Source organism: Nocardioides daphniae (assembly GCF_004777465.1).
Classification (GTDB): domain Bacteria; phylum Actinomycetota; class Actinomycetes; order Propionibacteriales; family Nocardioidaceae; genus Nocardioides; species Nocardioides daphniae.
The window spans coordinates 663,389-683,107 of sequence record NZ_CP038462.1 but is presented as its reverse complement, the minus strand read 5'-3'; the positions used below and the strand labels follow the sequence as shown (position 1 = coordinate 683,107).

General features: G+C 71.6%; 16 protein-coding genes and 3 pseudogenes. 7 read left to right on the top strand and 12 right to left on the bottom strand.

Annotated elements, in window-relative coordinates; genetic code table 11:
• Nucleotides 1–89: 89 nt before the first annotated feature.
• From icmF to E2C04_RS03275, 3 genes and pseudogenes are all read left to right on the top strand, one after another.
• Nucleotides 90–3,390 (top strand): annotated as a pseudogene (gene icmF, locus E2C04_RS03285) (fused isobutyryl-CoA mutase/GTPase IcmF).
• A gap of 88 nt (nucleotides 3,391–3,478) precedes the next feature.
• Nucleotides 3,479–4,711 carry a CaiB/BaiF CoA transferase family protein gene (locus E2C04_RS03280; RefSeq protein WP_135831531.1) on the top strand — a complete coding sequence of 411 codons (1,233 nt, stop codon included), beginning with the start codon at nucleotides 3,479–3,481 and terminating at the stop codon, nucleotides 4,709–4,711.
• Between the two features lie 173 nt (nucleotides 4,712–4,884).
• Nucleotides 4,885–5,622: a FadR/GntR family transcriptional regulator gene (locus E2C04_RS03275; RefSeq protein ID WP_170213484.1), complete on the top strand. Its 738-nt coding sequence runs from the start codon at nucleotides 4,885–4,887 to the stop codon at nucleotides 5,620–5,622.
• A gap of 19 nt (nucleotides 5,623–5,641) precedes the next feature.
• Here E2C04_RS03275 and E2C04_RS03270 read toward each other — a convergent pair.
• The 5 genes and pseudogenes from E2C04_RS03270 to E2C04_RS18435 form a co-directional block, all read right to left on the bottom strand.
• Nucleotides 5,642–6,441: pseudogene (locus E2C04_RS03270) on the bottom strand (amidohydrolase family protein).
• Between the two features lie 28 nt (nucleotides 6,442–6,469).
• Complete coding sequence (locus E2C04_RS03265; protein WP_135831530.1) at nucleotides 6,470–7,219, bottom strand: SDR family NAD(P)-dependent oxidoreductase; 750 nt, start codon at nucleotides 7,217–7,219, stop codon at nucleotides 6,470–6,472.
• Nucleotides 7,219–8,346 (bottom strand): acyl-CoA dehydrogenase family protein, encoded by a 1,128-nt coding sequence (locus E2C04_RS03260; RefSeq protein ID WP_135831529.1) that lies wholly within the window; start codon nucleotides 8,344–8,346, stop codon nucleotides 7,219–7,221. Before E2C04_RS03260 ends, E2C04_RS03265 begins: the two co-directional genes overlap by 1 nt.
• A gap of 59 nt (nucleotides 8,347–8,405) precedes the next feature.
• Complete coding sequence (locus tag E2C04_RS03255) at nucleotides 8,406–9,158, bottom strand: acyl-CoA dehydrogenase family protein (protein ID WP_202977877.1); 753 nt, start codon at nucleotides 9,156–9,158, stop codon at nucleotides 8,406–8,408.
• Nucleotides 9,119–9,553, bottom strand: coding sequence for an acyl-CoA dehydrogenase family protein (locus tag E2C04_RS18435; RefSeq protein WP_202977876.1), 435 nt, complete (start codon nucleotides 9,551–9,553; stop codon nucleotides 9,119–9,121). Before E2C04_RS18435 ends, E2C04_RS03255 begins: the two co-directional genes overlap by 40 nt.
• 170 nt (nucleotides 9,554–9,723) lie before the next feature.
• Between E2C04_RS18435 and E2C04_RS03250 the strand changes: the two genes are divergently transcribed.
• From E2C04_RS03250 to E2C04_RS03240, 3 genes are read left to right on the top strand one after another with little or no spacing between them, the layout of a single operon-like run.
• A complete protein-coding gene (locus E2C04_RS03250) occupies nucleotides 9,724–10,926 on the top strand; it encodes a thiolase family protein (protein ID WP_135831528.1) in 1,203 nt (400 codons plus the stop codon).
• A 10-nt stretch (nucleotides 10,927–10,936) separates the two neighbouring features.
• Nucleotides 10,937–11,695 (top strand): SDR family NAD(P)-dependent oxidoreductase, encoded by a 759-nt coding sequence (locus E2C04_RS03245; RefSeq protein ID WP_135831527.1) that lies wholly within the window; start codon nucleotides 10,937–10,939, stop codon nucleotides 11,693–11,695.
• Nucleotides 11,692–12,471 (top strand): crotonase/enoyl-CoA hydratase family protein, encoded by a 780-nt coding sequence (locus E2C04_RS03240; RefSeq protein ID WP_135831526.1) that lies wholly within the window; start codon nucleotides 11,692–11,694, stop codon nucleotides 12,469–12,471. The genes E2C04_RS03245 and E2C04_RS03240 overlap by 4 nt, the downstream gene beginning before the upstream one ends.
• A gap of 66 nt (nucleotides 12,472–12,537) precedes the next feature.
• Here the strand turns inward: E2C04_RS03240 and E2C04_RS03235 are convergent, their stop codons facing one another.
• The 3 genes and pseudogenes from E2C04_RS03235 to E2C04_RS21805 all read right to left on the bottom strand — a co-directional run.
• Nucleotides 12,538–12,828: an EthD family reductase gene (locus E2C04_RS03235; protein ID WP_229721428.1), complete on the bottom strand. Its 291-nt coding sequence runs from the start codon at nucleotides 12,826–12,828 to the stop codon at nucleotides 12,538–12,540.
• A gap of 21 nt (nucleotides 12,829–12,849) precedes the next feature.
• Nucleotides 12,850–14,379 (bottom strand): flavin-containing monooxygenase, encoded by a 1,530-nt coding sequence (locus E2C04_RS03230; protein ID WP_202977875.1) that lies wholly within the window; start codon nucleotides 14,377–14,379, stop codon nucleotides 12,850–12,852.
• Nucleotides 14,378–14,470 (bottom strand): annotated as a pseudogene (locus E2C04_RS21805) (hypothetical protein); the annotation flags it as partial. The pseudogene E2C04_RS21805 and the gene E2C04_RS03230, both read right to left, overlap by 2 nt.
• A 161-nt stretch (nucleotides 14,471–14,631) precedes the next feature.
• Between E2C04_RS21805 and E2C04_RS03225 the strand changes: the two are divergent.
• Entirely contained in the window at nucleotides 14,632–15,639 is a 1,008-nt protein-coding gene (locus E2C04_RS03225) for an alpha/beta hydrolase (RefSeq protein WP_135831524.1), read from the top strand.
• Here the strand turns inward: E2C04_RS03225 and E2C04_RS03220 are convergent.
• The 4 genes from E2C04_RS03220 to mftD all read right to left on the bottom strand — a co-directional run bounded on the left by E2C04_RS03220 (nucleotide 15,584) and on the right by mftD (nucleotide 19,705).
• Nucleotides 15,584–16,699, bottom strand: coding sequence for a glycosyltransferase (locus E2C04_RS03220; protein WP_202977874.1), 1,116 nt, complete (start codon nucleotides 16,697–16,699; stop codon nucleotides 15,584–15,586). The genes E2C04_RS03225 and E2C04_RS03220 overlap by 56 nt on opposite strands.
• Before the next feature lie 266 nt (nucleotides 16,700–16,965).
• Nucleotides 16,966–17,730 (bottom strand): mycofactocin-coupled SDR family oxidoreductase, encoded by a 765-nt coding sequence (locus E2C04_RS03215; RefSeq protein ID WP_135831523.1) that lies wholly within the window; start codon nucleotides 17,728–17,730, stop codon nucleotides 16,966–16,968.
• Nucleotides 17,727–18,416: a mycofactocin biosynthesis peptidyl-dipeptidase MftE gene (mftE, locus tag E2C04_RS03210; protein ID WP_135831522.1), complete on the bottom strand. Its 690-nt coding sequence runs from the start codon at nucleotides 18,414–18,416 to the stop codon at nucleotides 17,727–17,729. The genes E2C04_RS03215 and mftE overlap by 4 nt, the downstream gene beginning before the upstream one ends.
• A 2-nt stretch (nucleotides 18,417–18,418) precedes the next feature.
• Nucleotides 18,419–19,705 carry a pre-mycofactocin synthase MftD gene (gene mftD / locus E2C04_RS03205; RefSeq protein WP_135831521.1) on the bottom strand — a complete coding sequence of 429 codons (1,287 nt, stop codon included), beginning with the start codon at nucleotides 19,703–19,705 and terminating at the stop codon, nucleotides 18,419–18,421.
• Nucleotides 19,706–19,719 lie beyond the last annotated feature (14 nt).

Below are 19,719 nucleotides of genomic sequence, written 5' to 3'. Positions count from 1 at the left end.
TGCGGCGCCGCATCCGGGGCCCTTCCGAAAATTGCTTGGACGTCCTACCATCCAATTACTAGGACATCCACACATCTCGGAGCCCCCTCATGAGCAGCCCCACCCCGGCCGCACGACCGACCACCGGGAAGCCCGACCTGCACGTGCCGACCCACCCGGTCCGCCTGGTCACCGCCTCCAGCCTCTTCGACGGCCACGACGCCTCGATCAACATCATGCGGCGGATCTTCCAGTCCCAGGGGTGCGAGGTCGTCCACCTCGGCCACAACCGGTCGGTCGACGAGGTCGTCGCCGCCGCCCTCGAGGAGGACGCCCAGGGCGTCGCGGTCTCCTCCTACCAGGGCGGCCACGTCGAGTACTTCACCTACCTCGTCGAGCAGCTGCGTGCGGCTGGCGCCGGCCACGTGAAGGTCGTCGGGGGCGGCGGCGGAGTGATCGTGCCCGAGGAGATCGCCCTGCTCGCCGAGCGCGGCGTCCGCATCTTCTCCCCCGCCGACGGCCAGCGCCTCGGCCTGGTCGGCATGGTCAACAGCGTCGTCGCCGACTGCGACGTCGACCCGTGGGCGATCGCCCCGGCCGAGGTCGCGCAGGTGCTGGCGGGCGACCGCGCCGCCGTGGCGCGCGCCCTGACCGGTGCCGAGACCGGCCAGCTCTCCCTGCCGACCTCGCCACCCTGCGCGAGGCCGCGCAGGCCCGGACGGTGCCCGTCCTGGGCATCACCGGCACCGGCGGCTCCGGCAAGTCGAGCCTCACCGACGAGCTCGTACGCCGCTTCCGTCGCGACCAGGGTGACCGGCTGCGGATCGCCGTGGTCGCGGTCGACCCGACGCGCCGCCGCGGGGGTGGGGCGCTGCTGGGCGACCGGATCCGGTGCAACGCGCTCGGCCCGTCGACCGACGGCGAGCGGCCGGTCTTCTTCCGCTCGCTCGCCACCCGTGGCGCCCACGAGGTGCCCGAGCACCTGGCCGACGTGATCACCGTGCTCAAGGCGTCGGGCGCCGACCTGGTGGTCGTCGAGACGCCGGGCATCGGCCAGGGCGACGCCGCGATCGTGCCCTTCGTCGACGCCTCCCTCTACGTGATGACGCCGGAGTTCGGCGCGGCCTCGCAGCTCGAGAAGATCGACATGCTCGACTTCGCCGACGTCGTGGCGATCAACAAGTTCGAGCGCCGCGGGGCCGCCGACGCACTGCGCGACGTGGCCCGCCAGCTGGTCCGCAACCGCGAGGCCTTCGGCTCCGCCCCCGAGGAGATGCCGGCCTTCGGCACCAGCGCCGCCACCTTCGACGACGACGGCGTCACCGCGCTCTACCAGCACCTGCGCGACCTGCTCGTCGAGCACGGGCTCACCGCGCACGGCCTCACCGTCGGCGAAGGCGCGCTGCCGCGGGTCGACGTACGCCACTCGTCGCGGCTGCGGCAGGTCGTCCCGGGCGACCGGGTGCGGCACCTGGCCGAGGTCGCGGCGACCGTCCGCGGCTTCCACGCCGAGACCGAGTCGCTCGCCGGGGCGGCCCGTCGGGCGCAGCGACTCGACGCGGTGGCGGCCGAGCTCGACGGGCTGGACGACATGGGCGCGGCGCAGAAGGAGGTCGCCGACCTGGCCGCGGCCGCCCGCGAGGCGCTGCCGACCGCGCTGCGCCGGCAGATCGACGAGTGGCCCGACGTCGTCGCGTCGTACGCCGGCGACGAGCGGGTCGTCCGGGTGCGCGACCGCGAGATCCACACCCGGCTGGTGCGCGAGTCGCTCTCGGGCAGCGCGATCCGCCGGGTCGCCCTGCCGCGCACCACGGACCACGGCGACCTGGTCCGCTACTGGCGCCGCGAGAACCTGCCCGGCCACTACCCCTTCACCGCCGGCGTCTTCGAGTTCAAGCGCGAGGGCGAGGACCCGACCCGGATGTTCGCCGGCGAGGGCGACCCGTTCCGCACCAACCGCCGCTTCAAGCTGCTGGCCGGCGACTCCGAGGCGACCCGGCTCTCCACCGCCTTCGACTCGGTGACGCTCTACGGCCGCGACCCCGACCCGCGCCCCGACGTCTACGGCAAGGTCGGCACCTCCGGCGTCTCGGTGGCCACGCTCGACGACATGAAGGCGCTCTACGACGGCTTCGACCTGGTCGACCCGACGACCTCGGTCTCGATGACGATCAACGGGCCGGCGCCGACCGTGCTCGCCTTCTTCCTCAACACGCCATCGACCAGCAGGTCGACCGCTTCCGCGAGCGCGAGGGCCGCGAGCCCGACGCCTCCGAGCGGTCGGAGCTGGCGGCGTACGCCCTCACGCAGGTCCGCGGGACCGTGCAGGCCGACATCCTCAAGGAGGACCAGGGACAGAACACCTGCCTCTTCTCCACCGAGTTCAGCCTGCGGATGATGGCCGACATCCAGGAGTGGTTCATCGAGCACGGGGTGCGCAACTTCTACTCCGTGTCGATCTCCGGCTACCACATCGCCGAGGCCGGGGCGAACCCCATCAGCCAGCTCGCCTTCACGCTGGCCAACGGCTTCACCTACGTCGAGGCCTACCTGGCACGCGGCATGGCGATCGACGACTTCGCGCCCAACCTGTCGTTCTTCTTCTCCTCGGGCATGGACCCGGAGTACACGGTGCTCGGCCGGGTCGCCCGGCGGATCTGGGCGGTCGCGATGAAGGAGAAGTACGGCGCCAGCGAGCGCAGCCAGAAGCTGAAGTACCACGTGCAGACCTCCGGACGGTCGCTGCACGCGCAGGAGATGGCCTTCAACGACATCCGCACCACGCTGCAGGCGCTGACCGCCGTCTACGACAACGCCAACAGCCTGCACACCAACGCCTACGACGAGGCGGTGACGACGCCGAGCACGGAGTCGGTGCGCCGGGCGATGGCGATCCAGCTGGTCATCGACCGCGAGTGGGGGCTGGCGATGAACGAGAACCCGCTCCAGGGCTCGTACGTCGTCGACGAGCTCACCGACCTCGTCGAGGAGGCGGTGCTCGCCGAGTTCGACGCGATCAGCGAGCGTGGCGGCGTGCTGGGCGCGATGGAGACCGGCTACCAGCGCGGCCGGATCCAGGACGAGTCGATGCTCTACGAGCACCGCAAGCACGACGGCTCGCTGCCGATCGTCGGCGTCAACACCTTCCTCGGCGAGCACAGCGAGGAGATCGGGCCGGTCGAGCTGGCCCGGGCGACGGAGGCCGAGAAGGAGTCGCAGCTGAGCCGCGTACGCAGCTTCCGCGACGCGCACGCCGACGAGGCGCAGGCCGCGCTGGCGCGGTTGAAGCAGGCCGCGACCAGCGGCGAGAACGTCTTCGCCGTGCTGATGGACGCCGCGCGGGTCTGCACGCTGGGCCAGGTCACGCAGGCGTTCTTCGAGGTGGGCGGCGAGTACCGTCGCAGTGTCTGACCTCTTGCATGTCTGACCTCTTGCGTCACTCCAGTCAAAACACTACGATTCATATTCATCGATTGTGCGACGTCAGGAGGACGGCGAGATGGCTGGCCAGACACCCCAGGGATCCACCCAGGCCACCGCAGGCCTGCTCGCGGGAGTGCGCGTCGTCGAGCTCGGCTCCATGTACGCCGCCCCCACCGCCGGCCGCATGCTGCGTGACTTCGGCGCCGACGTGGTCAAGATCGAGGACCCCACCGCCGGCGACTTCGCCCGGCAGTGGCAGCCGGCCCACAACGGCCTGGCCATCGGCTTCTCCCGGCTCAACTCCGGCAAGCGCTCGGTCGGCATCGACATGCGCCAGACCGAGGGCCGCGAGGTGGCCCGCGAGCTGATCCGCAGCGCCGACGTCGTCATCGAGAACTTCCGCCCCGGTCGCATGGAGGCCTGGGGCATGGGCTGGTCCGACCTCAGCGCCGAGCAGCCGCGCCTGGTGATGACCCGCGTCAGCGGCTTCGGCCAGACCGGCCCCTACAGCGCCCGCCCCGGCTTCGGCACCGTCGCCGAGACGGCCAGTGGCTACGCCTTCCTCAACGGCTGGCCGGACACCCCGCCGACGGCGCCGCCCTTCGGTTTCGCCGACTCCATCGCCGGGATCTCCGCCGCCTTCGGCACCGCGATGGCGCTCTTCCGCCGCGAGCTCTCGGGCCACGGCTCCGAGGTCGACGTGGCGCTCTACGAGCCCCTGATGTTCATCCTCGGCGACGCGGTCCTCAACTACACCGCGAGCGGCGAGATCATGCAGCGCCACGGCAACGCCTCAGGCGCCGCCTCCCCGCGCGGCATCTACGAGGCGGCCGACGGCGGCTGGCTCTCCATCGCCGCCTCCAACCAGTCGATCGCGCTGCGCCTCTTCGACGCCATGGGCCGACCGGACCTCAAGGACGACGAGCGCTACGCCACCAACACGGCCCGGATGGCCAACAACGAGTCGATGCAGCAGATCGTCATCGACTGGGTGAAGTCCTACCCCCGCGACAAGGCGCTCGCCATCCTCGACGAGCACGAGGTCGTGGCTGCTGCGGTCAACGACGCCAAGGACGTGACCGAGGACCCGCACTTCTCCGAGCGGACCCTGGTCGACCTCGCCCACACCGTGCTCGGGCCCGCCCTGATGCCGGGCCCGATCCTGCACGTCAACGACTACGACGGGCCGACCTACGACGGCGTCCCGGCCATCGGCGAGCACACCCGGCAGGTGCTGCTCGACGAGCTGGGGATCGCGGCCGACAAGGTCGCCGACCTCGCCGCGCGCGGCGTCGTCAGCGGAGGCTGACGTGACCGCGTACGCTTCCTGGCCGGCGGAGGCGTGCGACGGAGAGCACAGGGGAAAGCACAGGGGAAAGCACAGGGCACGGGTTCATATGGAGGCCCCGGAGCCCAGAAGATGAATATGATCTGTCCATTCCGACCATCGACGGCAGCCGTGCCACAAGGGAGATTCCCCCGATGAGTGCCAACCCGCTGCGGCCCACGAAGACCGCCATGCTCGTTGCCCAGCGCATCGTGGCCGACATCAACGAGCGCGGCAACGTGGTCGGGGACCGCCTGCCGCCCGAGCGCCTGATGCTCGAGAAGTACGACGTCGGCCGCGGCACGCTGCGTGAGTCGCTGCGCTTCCTCGAGCTGCAGGGCGTCATCACGCTCAAGCCCGGCCCCGGTGGCGGCCCCGTCGTCGTGCAGCCGGACGCCTCCAGCCTGGCGACCTCGCTGACCCTGCTGCTGCAGTTCTCCGACGCGCCCTTCCGCACCATCGCCGAAGCCCGGCTGGGCCTCGAGCCGATGATGTCGCAGCTGTGCGCCGAGCGCATGAGCGACGACGACCTGAAGGCGCTCAAGGAGAGCATCGACACGATGGAGGCCAACCTCCAGAACCAGGCGATCTTCCTCGAGGAGAACAAGCGCTTCCACGACATCGTGGCCCACGGCTCTGGCAACGCGATGTTCGGCTACCTGGTCGACGCCCTGCTCGGCATCCTCGACGGCTCCGCGATCGGCATCGAGTACCCGGAGTACCGCCGCGAGGCCGTCCACGCCGCGCACCGCGAGATCTACCTCGCCATCGAGTCGCGCGACCCGGCGGCCGCTGCTGCCGCGATGCACGAGCACATCCGCCAGTACGTGCGCTACGCGGAGAAGAAGTTCCCCGAGGTCATGGAGGCCCCCATCGTGTGGGGCCAGGCCTGAGCCACCACGTCGTACGAGGTCAGTGCTGCGGCAGCCGGTCGCCCAGCACGCTGGCCAGGGTCCCGCCGAGCACCAGCTTGAGCTCGTCGTCGGTGAGCCCGAGCGCCTCGATGGCGCGGATCTCCTCGGCCGGGCTGGTCATCGGCCAGTCGGAGCCGAAGACGATGCGCTCGGCCCCGTGCTTGCGGATCAGGTCGCGCACCCGCTCGGGCGCAGCGTGGCCAGCGTCGGCGGCCACGACGTCTCCAGCACCACGTCGGCTCCGGCGAGCATCTCCTCGGCGTCGTCGAGGATCTTGTAGCCGCCGAAATGACAGGCCATCAGGCGCAGGTCGGGGAACTGCTGCGTGATCGCCTTGATCATGCCGGGGTTGGAGAGCGAGTTGGTGAAGGCGTCGCCGCCCTCCCCCACGTGGGTGATCACCGCGTAGTCGCTGCCGAACGCCTCGAAGATCTCCCACAGCCGCGGGTCGTCGAGGGCGTACTTCTGGAAGAGCGGGTGGATCTTGACCGCCCGGACGCCGTGGCGCTCCAGGCTGGCGAGGTTCTCCTCGACCGAGAGCTCGACGTGCACGGTGCCGAAGGGCACGTGGGTGTCGTCGGCGAGGCCGGCGACGAACCGGTTGACCGAGTCGACGTGACGCGCCTCGTTGGCGATCGCCAGGCAGCAGCTCACCTGCACGCCGCTGGCCGCCATGTCGCGGGTGAGCCCGGAGACGGTGCCGTCGCCGCGCGCCTCCAGGCCCTCGACCCGGTTGCCGCCGAGGGCGATCTCGGCGATCTTGTCGGGCCAGACGTGGGTGTGGGCGTCGATGATCACGGGGGTCCTCCCAGGACGGGTGAGGGGGTCAGAGCTTGCCGGACTCGCCACCGTCGACGACGAAGACGGCGCCGGTGGTGAAGGACGACAGCGGGGAGACGAGCAGGCAGGTCAGCGGGACGATCTCGGAAGGGTCGGCCATCCGGCCGGCCGGGATCTTGGCGATGCGCTTGGCGTGCAGCTCCGGCGACTCGGTGACCGCCTTCTGCGCCTCGGTGACGAAGGCACCGGGGGCGATGCAGTTGACCTGCACGTTCTTCGGGGCCCACTCCGCGGCGAGCGCCTCGGTGAAGCGCACGACCGCCCCCTTGGAGGTGGAGTAGGGCACCAGGTAGGGCTTGCCGCGTACGCCGGTGGTCGACGCGATGTTGACGATGCGGCCGGCGCCCTGCTCGATCATGTGCTGGCCCGCGGCCTGGGCGAGCAGCATCGGGGCGATGACGTTGACGGCCATCGCGTCCTTCCAGACCTCCGGGTCCTGGGTGGCGAACTTGCCGGCCGGCGCGATGCCGGCGTTGTTGACCAGGCCGTCGATGCGGCCGTGGCGGGCGACGACCTCGGGCACCAGGGCCCGGACCGACTCCTCGTCGCGCATGTCGACGGTGACCGCGGAGATGCGGCCCTCCCCCTGTGCGGCGACCTCGGCCAGGCTGTCCTTGGAGCGGGCGGCGGCGACCACAGTCGCGCCCTCCTTGGCCAGGGCGAGCGCCATGGCGGCGCCGAGACCACGGCTGGCGCCGGTCACCAGGACGACGGTGCCCTCGAGCTGGAGGTCCATCAGCGCGCACCCTTCGCGAGGCGACGGGCCAGCGAGTCGAGCAGCACCTCGGTGGCGCCCTCGTACACGCGCAGCGGTCGGGCGTTGCGGTAGAGCCGCTCGATCTTGGAGCCGCGTACGAGGCCGAAGCGCCCCATGGTCTGCAGCGACCGGTCGACGACGGCGGCCGCGGCCTCGGTGGCGTGCACCTTGGCCATCGAGGAGTAGTCGAGGTGGCCCAACGGGTCGCTCTTCGCCAGCGCCGCGGCCCGGTAGACGAAGGCACGCGCGGCCTCGACGTCGGTCCACGACTGGGCGAGCTTCTGCGAGACCGCACCCAGCTCGATCAGCGGCTTGCCGAACTGCTCACGCTCCATGGCGTGGGTCTTAGCCTCGTCGAGCGCGGCCTGGGCCAGCCCGACGGCGGAGCCCGCCACGGTGATCCGGAAGACCGCCAGGGTCTGCAGCATCAGCGAGAAGGCCTTGCCGGGCACGCCGAGGCGGTGGTTGGCCGGCACGCGGACGTCGGTGTAGGTGAGCTCACCGAGGATGTGCGGGGCCATCAGGTCGGCGCCCCGCTCGACCGTGAGGCCGGGGGTGTCGGCCGGCACCAGCACCATCGACCACCCGTCGCCCTCACGGACCATCGTGCAGTAGAAGTCGGCGGCGCCGCCGTTGGTGATGAACGACTTGCGGCCGTTGACGACCAGCTCGTCGCCGTCGACCTCCATCGTGGTGGTGACCGCACGCAGGTCGGAGCCCACGTCGGGCTCGGTCAGGGCGAGGCCGGCGATGGCGTCGAGGGCGGCGACCTTGGGCAGCCACTCCTGCTTGACCTCCTCCGAGCCTCCCACCGACAGCGAGTAGCTGCCCACGCCCTGCATCCCGAACATCGAGTCCAGGTGGGCGGAGGAGTACATCAGCGCCTCGCGCACCACCGCGATGGTCAGCGGGTCGAGGACCTCGTCGTGGCCGCCGTACGCCCGTGGCACGACGTAGCGCGCCAGGCCACTGGCGCGCAGGGCGTCGAGGCAGCCCTGGTGCACGGTGACGGCCTCGTCGGCCTCGGCGGCGAAGGGCTCGACCTTCGCGGCCACCTCCCGCGCGACCTCGCGGACCTCACGGTGCCTCGGACCGAGGTCGAACAACTGCCCATCTTCCACGATGAGTCCCTTCTCGAATGTGTCTGTCGGCGCCTGGCGACGGGTCAGCGGCGCTGGTCGAACTTGCGGCCGGTCACCTCGGAGACGATCCGGATGCGCTGCATCGTCGGGGTGCCGCCCGCGATCGCCCAGCCGTGCGCGTCGCGGTGCAGACGCTCGAGACCGTACTCCTCGGTGTAGCCGTTGCCGCCGTGGATCTGCATCGCCAGGTCGGTGACGCGCTTGGCCATCTCGTTGGCCGTGCACTTGGCCAACGACACCTGCAGGGGGTCCGGGATCCCGGTCTCCGTGGCCGACGCCGCCGCCCGGTCGCGCAGGAGGCGCGCGGCCTCGACCTGCAGCACCATGTCGGCGAGCATCACCTGGATCGACTGGAAGTCGATGAGCGGCTTGCCGAACTGCTCGCGCTCCTGGACGTACTGCAGCGTCTTGTCCAGGGCCGCCTGACCGATGGCGAGGCTCATGGTCGTGTTGCCCATGCGCTCGATCGAGAAGACGCCGAAGAGCTTGCCGAAGGAGCCGGCCGGGACGACCACGTCCTCGAGCGGCACCTCGACGTTGTCGAAGTAGAGGTCGGCCGAGGGGATGCCACGGAAGCCCATCAGGCGCTCGCTGGCGCCGAAGCTGAAGCCGGGGGTGCCCTTCTCCACGACGACCGCGCCGATCCCCTTGCCGCCGGGGGCGTCGGAGAGGCGGCAGTAGAGGAGGTACTGGTCGGCCTCACCACCGTTGGAGATCCACCGCTTGGAGCCGTTGATCACGAGCTTGCCGCCGACCTCCTTGGCGGTGGTGCGCATGTCGGTGGCGGCCGAGCCCGCGTCGGCTCGGAGATGCCGACCGCCATGGTCTTCTCGCCGCTGATGATGTCGGGGAGCCAGCGCTCACGCTGCTCCTCCGAGGCGAGGTGGGTGATCACCTGGGCCGGACCGGTGTTGGCCTCGAAGACCTGGAAGGCTGCCGGCCGGCAGACCTTCGCGATCTCCTCGATGACCACGAGCGCCTCCTCGAGGGGAGCGCCGGAGCCGCCGTACTTCTCCGGGTGGGCGATCCCCAGGAAGCCGAGGTCGCCGAGTCGACGCCGCTCATCCTTGGGCAGTGGGGCGGTTGACGTCGAGCGACTCCGCCATGGGTTCGTAGACCCTCGGGCCACCTGAGCCGCGAGCTGCCGGATCTCCGCGTACTGGTCCGTCACGGAATCACCTCCTTGGTTGTAATCATTATCCTAGATTTCTCATCGAAACCATGTCAAGGAATTCGCAGATGTGCCGTTCCTTCGAGGTCTGCCCACCGGTCGGCGTGGCCAGTGTGGCGCATGTCACCTGTCCATGGACACAGTCATGACAATCATGATAAGCAATAGCCATGCCCCACACGCAAGGAAACAGCCCCCGTGACGCCGTGATCGTCGACGCCGTCCGTACGCCCGTCGGGCGCGGAAAGGCGGGCGGCGCCCTGGCCGACGTACATCCCGTCGACCTGCTGTCGCAGACCCTGCAGGCCCTGCTCGCCCGCTCCCCCCAGGTCGACCCCGGCACCGTCGACGACGTGATCATCGGCTGCGTGTCGCAGGTCGGCGAGCAGTCGGCCACCCCGGGGCGCATGGCCTGGCTCGCAGCGGGCTTCCCCGCCCACGTGCCGGCCACGATCGACCGCAAGTGCGGCTCCAGCCAGCAGTCGGTGCACTTCGCCGCGCAGGCGATCCTCTCCGGCGAGGCCGACATCGTCGTCGCCGGTGGTGTGGAGTCGATGAGCCGCGTCGTGATGGGCTCCGCCCGGATGGGCGCCGACCCCTACGGCGCCGGCATCGCCGAGCGCTTCGCCCCCGGGCTCGTCTCCCAGGGCGTGGCCTCCGAGCTGGTCACCGCCGAGTGGGGCCTCACCCGCTCCGAGCTCGACGAGTACGCCGCGCAGTCCCACGCCCGCGCGGCCGCCGCGCAGGACGCCGGGGCCTTCGAGCGCGAGATCGTGCCGATCACCACGCCGCAGGGGGAGGTCACCGCCGACGAGACGATCCGTCGCGGCACCACCGCCGAGAAGCTGGCCGGGCTCAAGGCCGTCTTCGAGGACGACGCCCTCTCCGAGCGCTTCCCCCACGTCACGTGGTCGACCACGGCCGGCAACTCCTCGCAGATCACCGACGGCGCGAGCGTTTTGCTGGTCATGTCGCGCGCGAAGGCCGAGGAGCTCGGCCTGCGCCCGCGCGCCCGGATCCACACCATGGCCGTCGTCGGCAGCGACCCGCTGCTGATGCTCACCGGCCCGATCCCGGCCACGGAGAAGGTGCTGGCCCGCTCCGGCCTGACCATCGACGACATCGACCACGTCGAGGTCAACGAGGCGTTCGCGCCGGTCCCCCTGGCCTGGCTCAAGGACTGCAAGGGCGACCCCGAGAAGGTCAACCCCCGCGGCGGCGCGATCGCGCTGGGCCACCCGCTCGGCGCCTCGGGCGCCCGGCTCATGACCACCATGCTGCACGCACTGGAGGACAACGACCAGCGCTTCGGCCTCCAGCTCATGTGCGAGGCGGGCGGCATGGCCAACGCCACGATCATCGAACGACTCTGAAGGAGATCCCGTGAACCTCACCCACGCCTCGGCGCTGGTCACCGGCGGTGCCTCCGGGCTCGGCGCCGCGACCGCGCGCCGTCTCGCCAAGGCCGGCGCCCACGTGGTGGTGCTCGACCTCAACGAAGAGCTCGGGCGCGAGTTCGCCGCCGAGATCGGTGGCACGTTCGCCCGTGGCGACGTGACCGACCCGGTCCAGGTCGACGCCGCGCTCGACGCCGCCGAGGAGCACGGCCCGCTGCGCGCACTGGTGCACTGCGCCGGCAAGGGCGGCACCGTCCGCCTGGTCAACCGCGACGGCTCGCCCGGCGACCTCGAGCTCTACCAGCAGCTGATCAACATCAACCTGGTCGGCACCTTCAACGTGCTGCGGCTGGCCGCAGCGCGGATGGCGGCGAACGACGTCGTCGACGGCGAGCGCGGCGTCTGCGTGCTCACCGCCTCGGTGGCGGCGTGGGAGGGACAGGTCGGGCAGATCCCGTACGCCTCCGCCAAGGCCGGCGTGGTCGGCATGACGCTGGTCGCCGCGCGCGACCTGGCGACGAAGAACATCCGGGTCAACACGATCGCCCCGGGTGTCTTCGACACCCCGATCCTGGCCCGCTTCTCGCAGGAGGTCCGCGACGGGCTCGGCGACCAGGTGCCCAACCCTGCTCGCCTGGGCCAGCCGGACGAGTTCGCGATGCTGGCCCAGCAGGTCGTGGAGAACCCCTACCTCAACGGCGAGACGATCCGTCTCGACGGCGCGATCCGGATGTCGCCGCGATGAGCGCCGCGGGAGCCAGCCCCGAGCTGAAGGTCACCGAGCGCGGCCGTGTGCTGGTCATGGAGATGGACCGTCCCGAGGCCCGCAACGCGATGTCGCTGCAGATGGCTCACGAGATCGCCGACGCCCTCGACCTGCTCGACAGCCGCCCGGACCTCAGCGTCGGCGTCATCACCGGCGCCAACCAGACCTTCTGCGCCGGGATGGACCTCAAGGGGTTCGCCCGGGGCGAGCGTCCGGTCGTGGAGAGCCGCGGCTTCGCGGGCCTGGTCCAGCAGCCGCCCCGCAAGCCGCTGATCGCCGCGGTCGAGGGCTACGCCCTGGCTGGCGGATTCGAGATCGTCCTGGCCTGCGACCTGGTGGTCGCGTCGAGCGCCGCCAAGTTCGGGCTGCCCGAGGTGAAGCGTGGGCTGACCGCCGCGGCCGGCGGGCTGATGCGGCTCCAGCGCCGGATCCCCTACCACCTGGCGATGGAGCTGGTGCTGACCGGCGAGATGTGGCCGGCGCCCGCAGCGGCGGAGGTCCACCTGGTCAACCGCCTGGCCGAGCCGGGTCGCGCGCTGGAGGTCGCCCTCGAGCTGGCCGACCAGGTCGCGGCCAACGCACCCCTGGCCCTGGCCGCGTCGAAGCAGGTCCTGGTCCGCTCCCAGGACTGGGAGATCGACGAGATGTTCGAGCGCCAGCACGAGTTCGTGCAGCCGGTCCGCGAGTCCGCGGACGCCAAGGAGGGCGCGCTCGCCTTCGTGGAGAAGCGCGAGCCCCGCTGGACCGGCGCCTGACCGGCCACCACCACCGACGACGAAGCGGCCGAGGAGGAATCCCCTCCTCGGCCGCTTCTCGTGTGCCTAGGCGTCGGCGTACGTGTGCATCGCGAAGCCGTCGTGCGGCAGCTCCCCCATGTCGGCACTGGCCTCCATCCCCTCGGGTGAGGCCATCGCGGCGAGCAGCTGCTCCTTGCTCTCGAAGGAGAGCTGCGCGACCAGGTAGGTGTCGGACTCCGAGCCGTCGAGCGGCTCGACGACGCCCCACGTGTAGTTCTGCAGGCCGGGCATCCGGCTCGCCTTCACGGCGTGCGAGCTGCGGTAGTGGTCCAGGAACGCGACGGTGTCCTGGGGCTGGTTGTAGGTGACGACCATGTGGAACACGGAGAACCCCTCTCAGGCGAGCACGAAGCCCGCGTAGTCGTTGTCGACTGATTCCTGCAGTGCATTGCCGTACTCGACGACACCGGCGGCGTACGGCATGAAGATCTGCGGCTTGCCGGCGATGTTGGCGCCGCGGTACCAGGAGCCGGAGTCGCCGTTGGGCCACAGCGTCATGTTGGCGACCTCCTCCACGTGGGCCACCCACTTCTCCTGGGCCTGCGGCTCGGCCTCGATGGTGCGCAGGCCGCGCTCGCGCATGTGGGTGAGCAGGTCGGCGATCCAGGCCACGTGCTGCTCGATGGCGGCGACCATGTTGGCCAGCACCGACGGGCTGCCCGCGTTGGCGACGATGAGCAGGTTGGGGAAGCCGTCCGACGACAGCCCCAGCGAGGTCTTGGGCCCCTCGGCCTGCCAGACCTCACGCAGCTGCAGGCCGTCGCGGCCCCGCACGTCCATCTTGGTGAAGGCACCGGTGAAGGAGTCGAAGCCGGTCGCCAGGACGAGGGTGTCGAACTCGTGCTGGTCGCCGTTGGCCAGGGCCAGCCCGGTCTCGGTGAAGGACTCGAGCGGGTTCTCACGCACGTCGACGAGGTGGACGTTGTCGCGGTTGAACGTCTCGTAGTAGTCCGTGGCGATGACCGGACGCTTGGCACCCAGCGGGTACGAGTCGGGCTTGAGCAGCTCGGCGACCTTGGGGTCGTCGACGATCTCCTCGATCTTCTCGTGCACGAAGGCGCAGACCGCGTCGTTGGCGGCCTGGTCGAACATGAGGTCGGAGAAGGAGCCGAGGAAGTTGATCCCGCCGCCCTCCCAGCGCTCCTGGAAGGTGGCGTGGCGCTCGCCCTCGTCGACCTCGAAGGCGGTCTTGGGGTTGTCGGAGCGGAAGACGCCGGCCGGGTGGCTGGCGTTGCGCTGGCGGCGCGCGGGGTACTCCGCCTTGACGGCCTCCAGCTCGCCGTCGGCGAGCGGGCGGTTGCGGGTGGGGATGACGAAGTTGGGGGTCCGCTGGACCACGGTGAGGTCACCGACCACCTCGGCCAGCGCCGGCACCACCTGCGCACCGGTCGAGCCGGTGCCCACCACGCAGACGCTGCGTCCGGTGAGGTCGGCGTCCTCGGGCCAGTTCCAGGTGCGCAGCACCTGTCCGGAGAAGCGGTCCGCGCCGGGCAGGTCCACCTCCTTCGGCACCGACAGGCAGCCCACTGCCATCAGCAGGTACTGCGCGACGTACGTCCGCCCGTCCTCCGTGCGGGCGGTCCACCGCGCCGACTCCGCGTCCCACTCCGCGCCGGCGACGGTGGTCTCGAAGTCGATGTCCTTGCGCAGGTCGAAGCGGTCGGCGACGTGCTTGAGGTAGGCGAGGATGTCGCCCTGGGCCGGGTACTTCTCCGTCCAGTCCCACTCCTGCTGGAGCTCGTCGTCCCAGCTGTAGGAGTAGTCGACGCTCTCGACGTCGCACCGGGCGCCCGGGTACCGGTTCCAGTACCAGGTGCCGCGCGACCTCCGGGGCGCTCTCGACGACGCGGACGGAGAACCCGTCACCGCGCAGCCGGTGCAGCAGGTGCAGGCCGGAGAAGCCCGCTCCGACCACCAGGACGTCGAGCTCAGTTGCCGAGTCAACTGACGAAGTCATGTGTCCCTCCTCAGGGATCCGTTCGAATGAGGACTAGACCATATGCATGGTTCTCATGAATTTGGCACCCCTCGGAGGTCTGGACATTTATCCATGCTCATCATTAACCTGCCCGTGATCCCGGTCACAGAGCCGGGCCACCACCCAGAGGGGACCCAGACATGGCACTCGACGAAGCGACGACCGCGTTCCTGACCGAGGCGGCCAAGGCCGGAGGCCCGGGACTGCACGAGATGTCGCCGCAGCAGGCCCGCGAGATGAACGCCGGCCTCGACGGCCTCTTCGGCGCCGGGCCCGACCTCGAGTCGGTCCACGACGTCGAGATCGAGGGCAAGGACGGCGCCTTCCCGGCCCGCGTCTTCCGCCCCGAGGGCGCCCGCGGCGTCTTCGTCTACCTGCACGGCGGCGGCTGGGTGGTGGGCACGCTCAGCGGCTTCGACACCCTGTGCCGCCAGCTCGCCGACCGCACCGGGATGACCGTCGTGCTGGTCGAGTACCGCAAGGCGCCCGAGCACCGCTTCCCCACCGCGCTCGAGGACGGCTGGGCGGCCCTGGAGTGGGTCGACGCCCGACGCGGCGAGCTGGCCGACGGCGGCGAGCTCGTCGTCGGGGGCGACTCAGCCGGCGGCAACCTGGCCGCCGCACTGACGCAGCGCGTCGCCCGCGACGGCGGCCCGCAGATCGACTTCCAGGTGCTGGTCTACCCGGTCACCGACGCCGACTTCGCCACCGACTCCTACCTCGACCCGCAGAACGCCACCATGCTCAACCGCGAGGCGATGGAGATGTTCTGGGACCACTACGTGCCCGACCGCGACCAGCGCACCGACCCCGGCGCGGCGCCCCTGCACGGGGACGTGGACGGCGTACCGCCGGCGCTCGTGCTGCTCGCCGAGCACGACGTGCTGCGGTCGGAGGGGGCTGCGTACGCCGAGAAGCTGCGCGCCGCCGGGGTCGAGGTCACCGAGCACGTCGTCCCCGGCCAGATGCACGGCTTCTTCACCTTCCCCAACGTGCTGCCCGGGCCGCGCAGGGGATGGACCTGGTGGCCGAGGCGCTCGCCCGGCGCCAGGGCTAGGTCAGCAGGTCACCGGCGGCCCGGTCGCCGCGGCCTCAGCGCCGCGGTCGACCGGGCCCGCAGCGCTCCCAGCCACAGCCCCAAGCCGTAGGCGCCGTCGTCGAGACGCCGCCCCCCACCAGGGCCGGCAGGTCGAGGTCATCATCGAGGGTCTCGCCGAGGGCGACCAGGGTGTCGACGACCAGGGCCGTCGCGACGGCGCGTCGCACGGCGGGCACAGGCAGGGCCAACGCAGTGAGCGGCCACCAGTGCCGCAGCAGCAGCGCCGACTCCTGGCGTACGGCCCAGCCCAGGCCGCGGGCGGCGAGCACGGCACCGACGCCAGCGCGGTCCCGACGGCGTACGTCGCCGGGCAGCACCTTCGCGACCGTGACGCCGGCGTGCACCAGCGCGGCTGCCGCCACCGGCGCTGACCAGCGACGCCGGAGCAGCACCGCGGCGCCGGCCACGGCCAGCCCCGGCGAGAGCACGGCCGGTGCGACGTGGCCCCCGTGCCGCTCGGCCAGGCTCGCGCCGCCCGACCCGTAGAGCACCTTGCGCCCCAACCACCCGCGCACCGACGTGCGTACGTCGTGACGCACCGCCACCGCGGGCTCGTAGCGCACCCGGTGGCCGGACTCGACGAGCCGCCAGACGAGGTCGACGTCCTCCCCCACCCGCATCGAGGCGTCGAAGCCGTCGCGGAGGCTGGCGGTCCGCGCGACCAGGCAGGCGCTCGGCAGCCAGGCGACGCCGGCGCCTGGGCGTACGGCGTAGGGCCGCGGCCCGAGGCTCAGCGAGGAGGCCGCCGCGTCGTAGCGCTCGAACCACCGCGGGCGGCCGCTGCGCGCGTGGCCGGCGACCTTCGGCCCGACCAGGGCGACCGCCGGGTCGGCGAGGTGGCGGGCGAGGGTGAGCAGGTCGTGGGCGGTGGCCTCCACGTCGGAGTCGACGAAGGCGACGGCCTCGGTGTCGACGTGGGCGAGGCCGACGTTGCGGGCCCCGGCCGGGCCGAGGTTGGTGGTGAGCGCGACGAGCCGGGCGCCGTGGCGCCGAGCGACCGCGGCGACGGCGGCCGGGTCGTGGGAGGCGTCGTCGACCACGACGAGCGGCAACGGGTGCAGGGCGGCCAGGCAGCGGTCGAGCTGCTCGGCGCGGTCAAGGACCGGCACGACGACGGTGAGCTCGACGGGTCAGCAACAGGGCCCGCCACGGGTTGGGCCAGGTTGCCGGCGAGCAGCCGGTCGGCCACGCGGGCCGACCCGTCGTCGGAGACGGTGAGTCGGCGCCCACGCAGCATCGCGTGGGCGGTCGGCGAGAGGCGCATGGCGGTCAGGGGCGACCCGCCGACCAGGAGTCGACCCTCGTCGAGCTGTCGCACCGAGGGGTCGAGCTCGACGGTGAAGCCCGACGGCAACCGCGCCGGCCGTTCCGTCGGTCACGCGCTGAACCCTCCGTCGGCGTGCACCACGGTGCCGTTGACCACGCCTCCCGCGGGCGAGGCGCAGAAGGCGATGGCCTCGGCCACCTCGCTCGGGTCGATCACCCGCCGGATCAGCTGGTGGCGCACCAGCTCGTCGGTCGGCACGTCGTAGAGCGCCGCGGTCGCCGTGAGCATCGGGGTGTCGGTCGAGCCGGGCGAGACCGCGCTCGCAGTCATCCCGGTGCCGGCCAGGTCGGCGGCCAACCCCTTCACGATGCCGACCACCGCGTGCTTGGTGGCGTTGTAGGCCGCCAGGTGGAAGAGGCCGTGGGTGCCGGCCGCGGAGGCGACGGCGACGAAGCGGCACTGCCGCGGGTCAGGCCCGGCCAGCATCGCCGGCACCGCGGCGGCCGCGGTGTTCCAGACGCCCTTGGCGACCACGTCCCACAGGTCCTGGAGCACGGTGTCGGGGGTCTCCCACAGCGGCTGGCCGCCGTGGATGATCCCGGCGGCGGCGACCACCGCGTCGAGCTGGCCCCAGGTCGCCACGACCTCGTCGACCGCTCCGTGCAACGCTGCGCGGTCGCGGACGTCGACCACCCGCCCCAGCACCCGGTCGCCGTGGGCCGCGACCACTGTGTCGAGGTCCTCAGGGGTGGCCATCGGGTGGCCGGCGCAGGAGTCGAGCGCCATCACCCGGTAGCCGTCGGCGACCAGGCGGGCGACCGTGGCCGCCCCGATCCCGCGGGCGGCGCCGGTGACCAGGGCCGTGCGACTCATCCAGCCACCTCGGCCAGGCGTTCAGTCAGGCGTCCCGCCAGGTCGGCGACCATCGTCTCGAGCACCGCCCGCCCCTCGTCCGCGGTGGCGCCGGCCGGGTCGCCGAGCACGCCGTTGGGCGACACGGCGGCCACTCCCCCGCTGATCAGCGCGGGCAGGATCTCGCCCAGCGGCCGGCAGTCGCCCGCTTCGGCGAGCTCGCTGCGTACGAGGTCGGGGGCGAGGTGCAGCAGCAACGAGGTCTCCGTACGTCCGGCGTGCAGGTCGACGTCCTCGGTCGCGCAGGCCATCCAGGCGACGTCGTGGCCCTCGGCGACCAGCTGGTCGACCGCCGCCCGCAACGCCATCAGGTTGCCGCCGTGCGCGTTGACGAGCACGACCTTCGGCACCCACGTACGCAGCGAGCGCACCAGCTCGACCACCACCAGGCGCAGCGCCTCGGTGCCAATCGAGACAGTGCCGGGGAAGGACTGGTGCTCGCCGCTGGAGCCGTAGGCCACGGGAGGCGCCACCCAGACGCCGGAGTCCGTGCCGCCCAGCCGCTCGGCCAGGCCCCGGGCGACCGCGGTCGCAATCAGGGTGTCGGTCTCGAGCGGGAGGTGGGGGCCGTGCTGCTCGGTGGAGCCGACCGGCACGAGGACGAGCCTCGCGCTGGCCGTCTCCGGCGAGGTCGCACTGGAGAGCATGGTCAGCCGCCGACGGCGACCGGCTGCGAGGCCTCCGGCTTCCGGGCCACGTGGCTCCCGCCCGTCGGCACGCCGGCCGCGACGTGGAAGCCCTCGGGCACCAGCAGGTGCTCGGGGGTCACCTCGTGGATCGAGGAGACGCCCAGGCCCATGAGGGCCGAGTCGATGCCGGAGCGCAGCACGTCGAGCACGTTGCCGACACCCTGCTCGCCGTTGGCCGCGAGGCCCCAGAGGTAGGCGCGACCGATCATCACCGCGCGGGCGCCGAGGGCGACCGCCTTCACGACGTCGGAGCCGCGGCGGATGCCGCCGTCCATGACGACCTCGATGTCGGAGCCGACGTGGTCGCAGATCGGCTTGAGCACCCGGATCGCGGCCGGGGTGCCGTCGATGTTGTTGCCGCCGTGGTTGGAGACCGAGATCGCGTCGACGCCGATGTCACGGGCCATCAGCGCGTCGTCGACGCGGCAGACGCCCTTGAGCATGAAGGGCTTGCCGCCGCTGATCTGCGCCCACTGCTCGCGCATCCAGGCCACGTCGTCCCACGACGGGGGCGGCGTGGTCATCCACTCGTAGTAGGCGCCGAAGAAGGTCGGCGCCTCCCCGCCGGGCGGGGCGAGGTTGGGGGCGGTGAGGTCGGGGATCTGGCCGGTCCGGCCGAACTCCCACAGCCAGCGCGGCTTCGTGACCACCTGCGGCGCCATCCGCACCATCGTGGCGAGGTCGACCTTCTCGGGGATCTCGGGGCTGCCCCAGTCGCGGCCCATCGAGAAGGACCAGTCGAGGGTGGCGATCAGGCCGACGGCGCCCGCGTCCTGGGCGCGCTGCATCCGCTGCACGACGACGTCGCGGTTGCCGGTCCAGTACATCTGGAAGAAGGTGGTGGCGCCGGTGGCGACGACCTCCTCGACCGACTTCGAGGCGAAGTTGGAGAGCCCCATGATCGTGCTGCGGGAGGCGGCGGCCCGAGCCACGGCGACCTCACCGTCGGGGTGCACGGCCTGGACGCCGGTGGGGCTGATCAGCACGGGCAGCGAGACGTCGTGGCCCAGCACGCGCGTCGCCGTGGAGCGCTCGGCCTGCTGGCCGGCGACGTGGGGCGCCATGCCGATCTCGGCGAAGGCGGCCTGGTTGTCACCGACGGTCTGGCCGCGCTCGGAGCCGGCGACCAGGGCGCCGTAGACGGGGGCGGGCAGCCGCTTGCGGGCGCGCTCCTGGGCGACGGCGACGGACTCGAACCACGGGTTCTGCTTCCACGGGTTCTTCAGCCACTCGGGCTTGTTGGACATGGGGGTCTCCTGGG